The sequence below is a fragment of the Aestuariivirga sp. genome (assembly GCF_044239095.1).
Lineage (GTDB): Bacteria > Pseudomonadota > Alphaproteobacteria > Rhizobiales > Aestuariivirgaceae > Aestuariivirga.
On sequence record NZ_JBIICB010000232.1, the window covers coordinates 1 to 7,016 of the forward strand.

Here is a 7,016-nt window from a genome sequence, read left to right on the forward strand (position 1 = left end):
GCGGGGCTCCGAATTGTATGCAGCGCCCTTGTTCCCTCATCTCCCCGTTGCGTTCCGCAACGGGTCCCTTCTTCTCCCGCTGAAGGAGCGGGAGAAGACATCAGCCGTCACAAGGATTCCATTTGATTGCCCGCCGCTCGAGGACGCGCTGCGCGCCCCGGACTGTTGACAGAAATCAAGGCAGGCCGCCGGAGGCCTGACTAGATCTTAAGTTATGTCAACACAGCATGACCGGAGACGAGCACCATGACGAGCAAGATCCTGTGCGCCACCGACGGCACTGAGAATTCCGCACATGCGGTTGAACTCGCGGGGCGGCTTGCGGCGGTACTCGGCGCCACCTTGTCGATCTGCGCGGTGAATGTGGCGCATGGCGGTGTGCGCGGCCCCCTGGTCTACAAATGGGAGGATGATGAGGTGAAGACAATCCTCGATGCCGCGGCCGGGACAGCCCGCAAGGCGGGCGCGGGCAAGGTCGAGGAGCTGGCCTTGAGGAGCCGGGAGGCCGCTTCCGCCATCGTTCAGTATGCGGAGGAAAACGGCTTCGACCACATCGTAGTTGGCACCGGAGACAAGCGCGGCGTTTCGCGGCTGGTGCTGGGGTCGGTTGCTTCCGACGTGGCCAGCCGTGCCCATTGCAGCGTGACGGTCGCCCGCTGAGGCAGCTTGTGCATCCTTTCCGGCTGGCGCAATAAAGGCGCGGGGCGGGAGGAGCATCACAGGTGACTGACGACAAGGCAATTCTGCGCGGCCTGTTCGAGGCCGCGGTCGAGGCCGCCAATCCGGTGAGTGCGGTGCGGCGCAACCTGCCCGAACGCCCCTCTGGCCGCACCGTGGTGATCGGTGCTGGAAAGGCGGCGGTGCCCATGGCGAAGGCGGTGGAGGAGAGTTGGGACGGGCCGCTCGAAGGCTTCGTCATCGCACCGCACGGCTACACCCATGAGCTGAAGCGCATCGGCCTTGTCCATGCCAGCCACCCCGTTCCAGACGAATCGAGCCTCGCCGCGGCAGAGAAGGCGCTGGCGCTGGCCTCGAGCCTGAAGGCGGGCGACCTGCTGATCGCGCTCATCTCAGGCGGCGCTTCGGCGCTGATGTCGAAGCCGGTGCCGGGCATTTCCATCGCGGAGAAATTCGGCCTCGTGAAGGCGGTGCTGAAATGCGGCGCCAACATCGCGGAACTGAACTGCGTGAGGAAGCAGATCTCCGCCGTGAAGGGCGGAAGGCTGGCCCGTGCGGCGGGCCAGGCCCGCATCCACACGCTGGCGCTTTCCGATGTGCCGGGCGACGATCCGGCCATCATCGGCTCCGGCCCGACCGTGCCGGACCCGACCCGCAAGGCCGATGCTCTGGCCATTCTGGAGCGCTACCGGGTGCCGGTGCCTGCCGCCGTGATGGACTGGCTCAGGAGCCCGGACGAGGACCGCTCCATCCTCAGCCATCAGACCGAGACCCGCGTGGTGGTCTCGCCGCATGAATCCTTCCGGGCGGTGCGCGATGGGGCCGAAGCGCAGGGCCTCAACGTGCTCTATCTCGGCGACAGGATCGAGGGTGAGGCGCGGGAGGTGGCGAAGGTCCATGCAGCAATCGCGCTTGAAATCGCCATGCGCGGCATGCCCGCCAAAACGCCCTGCCTGCTGCTGTCGGGCGGGGAGACCAGTGTCACCGTCCGGGGCAAGGGCAGGGGCGGCCGAAATGTGGAGTTCCTGCTGTCGCTGGCGATTGCGCTGGGCGGTGCCCCCGGCATCCATGCGCTTGCCGCCGATACGGACGGCATCGACGGGCTTGAACCCGTGGCAGGCGCCGTGATCGGGCCGGACAGCCTTGCCCATGCCCGCTCGCTGGGCCTCGACCCGATGGCCAGTCTTGACGACAATGACGCGCACAGCCTCTTCGAGCGGATGGGAGCCCAGGTCGTGACCGGACCCACCCACACGAATGTCAATGATTTCCGCGCGATACTGATCAGATAATGGACCGCGGAAGCACCCCTTATTCTGCTTTTTCGGGCGGATCGGCTGTGTTAGCGTTTGCAACATAAGGGCCGCGAGAGCCCGCCGACAGGGATCAGGACAGAGGGAAGCGGGCGCGAGAATGGGCCGTTTGACGACGCATGTGCTGGACACTGCCAGCGGCAGGCCTGCAGCAGGGCTGAAGATCGAGCTTTTCCGGGCGGGCGGCAACGCGCCGCTCACATCCATCCGCACCAATGCCGATGGCCGGGCGGATGCTCCGCTGCTCGAGGGCGAAAGCTTTGCCGCCGGCCAGTATGAGCTGCGCTTTCACGCCGGCGACTATCTGCGGGCCAATGGCACGGCACTGCCCGAGCCCGCCTTTCTCGATATCATCCCCATCCACTTCGGCATTGCGGACGCCGCCGCGCATTACCATGTGCCGCTTCTGCTCTCGCCCTATGGCTATTCCACCTACAGGGGGAGCTGACCTGACGTGACCGCACGCGCCTCCATCCGATTCCTGCGCCGCGGCGAGACCGTCGAACTGCGCGACGTGCCGCCCATGCGCACCGTGCTCGACTATCTGCGCCTTGAGGAGCGTTCGCGCGGCACCAAGGAAGGCTGCAACGAGGGCGATTGCGGCGCCTGCACCGTGGCGCTGGGCACGCTGCGCGGCGGCAAGATTGTGTATGAACCGGTCAACGCCTGCATCCTGCTCATGGCCCAGCTTGACGGCAAGGAGCTGGTGACGGTCGATGATCTGTCCACGGACGGTCAGCTGCACCCGGTGCAGCAGGCCCTGGTGGATACGCACGGCTCGCAATGCGGCTTCTGCACGCCGGGCTTCGTCATGTCGCTGTTCACGCTCTACCATGAGGGACATGCCCCGGGGCGGGAGGAGATCGCCACCCACGTGGCGGGCAATCTCTGCCGCTGCACTGGCTACCGCCCGATCATCGATGCGGGGCTCGCCGCCTGCACCGGCCGTGCGGTGGATCGCTGGGCGAGGGAGGCCGATGCCGCAGCGTTACGGCTCGCCGCACTTGATGACGGCGAGGACGTGTTCATCGGCACATCTGCGGGCTTCATCGCGCGGCCCGCAAGCGCTGCCACGCTGGCGCGGCTTGCGGCTGAGAACCCTGACGCCACGATTGTCTCGGGCGCAACCGACGTCGGCTTGTGGATCACCAAGCAGCTGCGCGTGCTGCCGAAGATCATCCTCACCGGCGGGGTGAAATCCCTGCATGAGGTGAAGGATGCGGGCAGCCATGTGGCGCTCGGTGCAGCCGCGAGCTATGCGGAGGCAACGCCCGCCCTTGCCGCGATCGATCCCGACCTGGGCGAGGTGCTGCGGCGCCTCGGCTCCACCCAGGTGCGCGCCTCCGGCACGGTTGGCGGCAACATCGCCAATGGCTCGCCCATCGGCGACATGCCGCCCATGCTCATTGCACTCGGCGCCACGCTGACGCTTCGCCATGATGCGGCCGAGCGCACGCTGCCGCTCGAGGATTTCTTCATCGCCTATGGCAAGCAGGACCGTAAAGCCGGTGAACTCGTGTGGCGCATCGACGTGCCGAGGTTGAAGCCCGATGAGGCGTTCCGCGCCTACAAGGTGTCGAAGCGCTTCGACCAGGATATTTCCGCCGTGATGTCAGCCTTCCGCTTTTCGCTTGATGGCCGCCGCATCGCCTCCGCGCGGATCGCCTTCGGCGGCATGGCGGCAACGCCCAAGCGCGCGGCCGCCGCGGAGCAGGCCGTTGCCGGACTTTCGCTCGACCAGCCTTCGGGGTGGGATGTGGCCGTTGCGGCGCTGGCGCGCGACTTCCAGCCGATCTCGGACATGCGCGCCTCCGCCGCCTACCGCATGGAGGTGGCCCAGGGCCTGCTCCGCAAGGCGCTGATGGAGGTGGCGGGAGCCTCCGCCACCCGCGTCACGGGTGCGCGAAGGGCGGTGGCGTGATGGCCGTGGCCCGCCGCCGCATCGAAACGAAAACCGTCGGAAAGACGCTGGCGCATGACAGCGCGGCGCTGCACGTCCAGGGCTCCGCCACCTATGTCGACGACATGCGTGAGCCGGAGGGTCTCCTGCACGTCTACCCCGGCTTCGCGAAAGAAGGCGCGCTCGGCGCCATCACGGCCCTTGACCTTGAAGCGGTGCGCTCGGCCTCCGGCGTCGTGGCGGTGCTGACGGCTGCGGATATTCCCGGCGTCAACGACTGCGCGCCCGTCTTCGGCGGCGATCCCATCCTGGCTGATGGCCGGATCATGTTTCATGGCCAGGTGGTCTTCGCGGTCGTGGCGCAATCGCGTGAGGCCGCCCGCCGCGCCGCCCGCCTCGCCAGGATCGAGATTGCCAAGGAACAACCCGCCGTGACGGTGGAGGATGCGCTGGCCATGGGCACGCGCGACGTGGGCGAGCCCTATGCCTTCCACCGCCGCGATGCCGCAAAGGCCATTGCCGCGGCACCTCATCGCATCGAAGAGAGCTTCCGTGTCGGCGGGCAGGAGCATTTCTATCTTGAAGGCCAGGTGAGCATGGCCGTGCCGGAGGAGCATGGCGCCGTCACCGTCCATTGCTCGACCCAGCACCCGTCCGAGGTGCAGCACCTCGTGGCACACATGCTGCATCTGCCCGCCGCCATGGTGACCACCGAATGCCGCCGCATGGGGGGCGCCTTCGGCGGCAAGGAGAGCCAGGCGGCGCAATGGGCCTGCCTCGCGGCCCTTGCCGCTCATGTCACGCGGCGGCCCGCCAAGTGCCGCCTCGACCGCGACGAGGACATGATCATGACCGGCAAGCGGCATGATTTCCGCGTCGACTATACGGCAGGCTTCGATAAGGCGGGCCGCCTCCTCGGCGTCGATGTCGATCTCCTGTCGCGCTGCGGCTATTCGGCGGACTTGTCCAACGCCATCTGTGACCGCGCCATGTTCCACGCCGACAATGCCTATTTCTACCCTGCCGCCCGCATCGCCACCCGCCGCCTCAGGACGCATACCGTGTCCAACACGGCGTTCCGCGGCTTCGGGGGGCCGCAGGGCATGGTCTTTGCCGAGCGCATGATGGAGGCGATCGCCATCCGCGTCGGCGCCGACCCGCTCGATGTGCGCAAGATCAATCTGTACACGGACAAGCGCGGCGTTACCCCCTATGGCATGAAGGTCGAGGACAACATCGCCCTTGCGGTGATCGAGCAACTCGAGGCCTCCTCGGACTACCGCGCGCGCCGCAAGGACATTGCTGCCTTCAATGCGGCGAATGGCGTGCTCAGGAAAGGTATCTCCCTCACCCCGGTCAAGTTCGGCATCTCCTTCACCTTGACGCACCTGAACCAGGCGGGCGCGCTGGTCCACGTCTATACCGATGGTTCGGTGCACCTGAACCATGGCGGCACCGAGATGGGGCAGGGCCTCTACACCAAGGTGGCGCAGGTGGTGGCGGAGGAATTCGGCATCGATGCCTCCTGCGTCCGCATCACCGCCACGACGACGGGCAAGGTGCCCAACACCTCCGCCACCGCAGCCTCCTCCGGCGCGGATTTGAACGGCATGGCCGCCAAGCAGGCGGCGGCCACCATCAAGGCGCGCATGGTGGAATTCGCCGCGCGGCAGTGGAAGGTGCCCAAGTCGCGCATCCGCTTCGAGGACGGGCAGGTGCTGATCGGCAACCGCTCCATCGCCTTCGGCGACCTGGCGCGGCAGGCCCACATTGCCCGCATCTCGCTCTCCTCGACGGGCTATTACGCAACGCCAAAGATCAACTGGGACAGGGCGAAGGCGAAGGGCCGTCCCTTCTTCTATTTCGCCTATGGTGCAGCCTGTTCGGAGGTCACCATCGATACGCTCACCGGCGAAATGCGGGTGGACCGGGCCGACATCCTGCATGACGTGGGCCGCTCCCTCAACCCGGGCCTGGACATTGGGCAGGTGGAAGGCGGCTTCGTGCAGGGCATGGGCTGGCTCACCATGGAGGAGCTCGTCTACGACGCCCAGGGGCGGCTTCGCACCCACGCACCCTCGACCTACAAGATCCCCTGTGCCTCGGACGTGCCGGCGGACTTGCGGGTCAAGCTCTTCGAGTCCCGCGGCAACAAGGAAGATACGATCTACCGGTCCAAGGCAGTGGGTGAACCGCCGCTCATGCTGGGCATTGCCGTGTGGACGGCGGTGTTCGACGCCATCGCCAGCCTGAAGCCGGGCCGCATCCCCGCGCTCGATGCACCTGCCACACCGGAGGCTATCCTCAAGGCCGTGAAGGGCATGCGGGCATGAAGGTCTGGGGCCTGGTCGCGCGTGCGGTTAAGGCGCATGGCGCTTGCGCCATGGTGTCGGTCATCAAGGCCGAAGGCTCCGTCCCGCGCGAGGAGGGTGCGCGCATGGTGGTAACGCCCCAGGGCTTCCACGGCACCATCGGCGGCGGCACGCTGGAGTGGAAGGCGCTGGCGGAAGCGCAGCGCCTGTTGGGCAAGCCTGGCGCTGTGAAGATGCTGACGCAATCGCTGGGGCCCGATCTTGGCCAGTGCTGCGGCGGGCGGGTGACGCTCGCGATCGAGAATTTCAGCACGGCGTCGCTGGCAGTGGTCAGCGATTTCGCCGCGCGCGAAGAGCAGGGCCCCTTCACCCTCACCGGCAGGCTTGGCCCGAACGTCACCGAACGCTTCGGCGAGGCGCGGCGGAGCGTCCTGCTGTTTGGCGCAGGCCATGTTGGCCGCGCCGTGATGCTGGCGCTGGCCCCGCTGCCCTATGATGTCACCTGGGCCGATCCGCGGCCGGAGGCCTTCCCCGCCGCCATGCCGCAGAATGTGACGCCCTGTGCCGGAAACCCGCTGGAGGTGGCTGAAGCAGCGCCGCAAGGATCCTTCGCCTTCATCATGAGCCATTCACACCCGCTCGATCTTGCCATTGCCGAAGTGGCCCTGCGCAACCCCGCCATCGCCCATGTGGGCGTCATCGGCAGCGCCACCAAGCGCGCGCGGTTCACGCGGCGCCTGCGTGAGGCCGGGGTGGATGACGCGCGGATCACGGCTATGATCTGCCCCATCGGGGTCGGCGGCATCCGCTCCA

At 67.0% G+C, this 7,016-nt stretch carries 6 protein-coding genes; all 6 read left to right on the plus strand.

Going from position 1 to position 7,016, the window contains the following annotated elements; genetic code table 11:
• Positions 1 to 246 precede the first annotated feature (246 nt).
• The gene (locus ACILRA_RS17490) at positions 247 to 660 is read left to right on the plus strand and encodes a universal stress protein (protein ID WP_395663345.1); all 414 of its coding nucleotides are present in this window, start codon (positions 247 to 249) and stop codon (positions 658 to 660) included.
• Positions 661 to 722: 62 nt separating this feature from the next.
• A complete protein-coding gene (locus tag ACILRA_RS17495) occupies positions 723 to 1,970 on the plus strand; it encodes a glycerate kinase (RefSeq protein WP_395663346.1) in 1,248 nt (415 codons plus the stop codon).
• Positions 1,971 to 2,091: 121 nt separating this feature from the next.
• Positions 2,092 to 2,439, plus strand: coding sequence for a hydroxyisourate hydrolase (gene uraH / locus ACILRA_RS17500; RefSeq protein WP_395663347.1), 348 nt, complete (start codon positions 2,092 to 2,094; stop codon positions 2,437 to 2,439).
• A gap of 6 nt (positions 2,440 to 2,445) precedes the next feature.
• On the plus strand, positions 2,446 to 3,912 hold the full coding sequence (gene xdhA / locus ACILRA_RS17505; RefSeq protein ID WP_395663348.1) for a xanthine dehydrogenase small subunit: 1,467 nt from the start codon (positions 2,446 to 2,448) through the stop codon (positions 3,910 to 3,912).
• Positions 3,912 to 6,224 (plus strand): xanthine dehydrogenase molybdopterin binding subunit, encoded by a 2,313-nt coding sequence (gene xdhB / locus ACILRA_RS17510; RefSeq protein WP_395663349.1) that lies wholly within the window; start codon positions 3,912 to 3,914, stop codon positions 6,222 to 6,224. The genes xdhA and xdhB overlap by 1 nt, the downstream gene beginning before the upstream one ends.
• Positions 6,221 to 7,016: xanthine dehydrogenase accessory protein XdhC (xdhC, locus tag ACILRA_RS17515; RefSeq protein WP_395663350.1), on the plus strand; the 796-nt coding region annotated here is incomplete at its 3' end. The genes xdhB and xdhC, both read left to right, overlap by 4 nt.

Bases quoted from the DNA above. Each gene is read 5' to 3' on its own strand.
- ACILRA_RS17490 (WP_395663345.1), top strand. From the start codon at position 247: ATGACGAGCAAGATCCTGTGCGCCACCGACGGCACTGAGAATTCCGCA.
- uraH (WP_395663347.1), top strand. From the start codon at position 2,092: ATGGGCCGTTTGACGACGCATGTGCTGGACACTGCCAGCGGCAGGCCT.
- xdhB (WP_395663349.1), top strand. From the start codon at position 3,912: ATGGCCGTGGCCCGCCGCCGCATCGAAACGAAAACCGTCGGAAAGACG.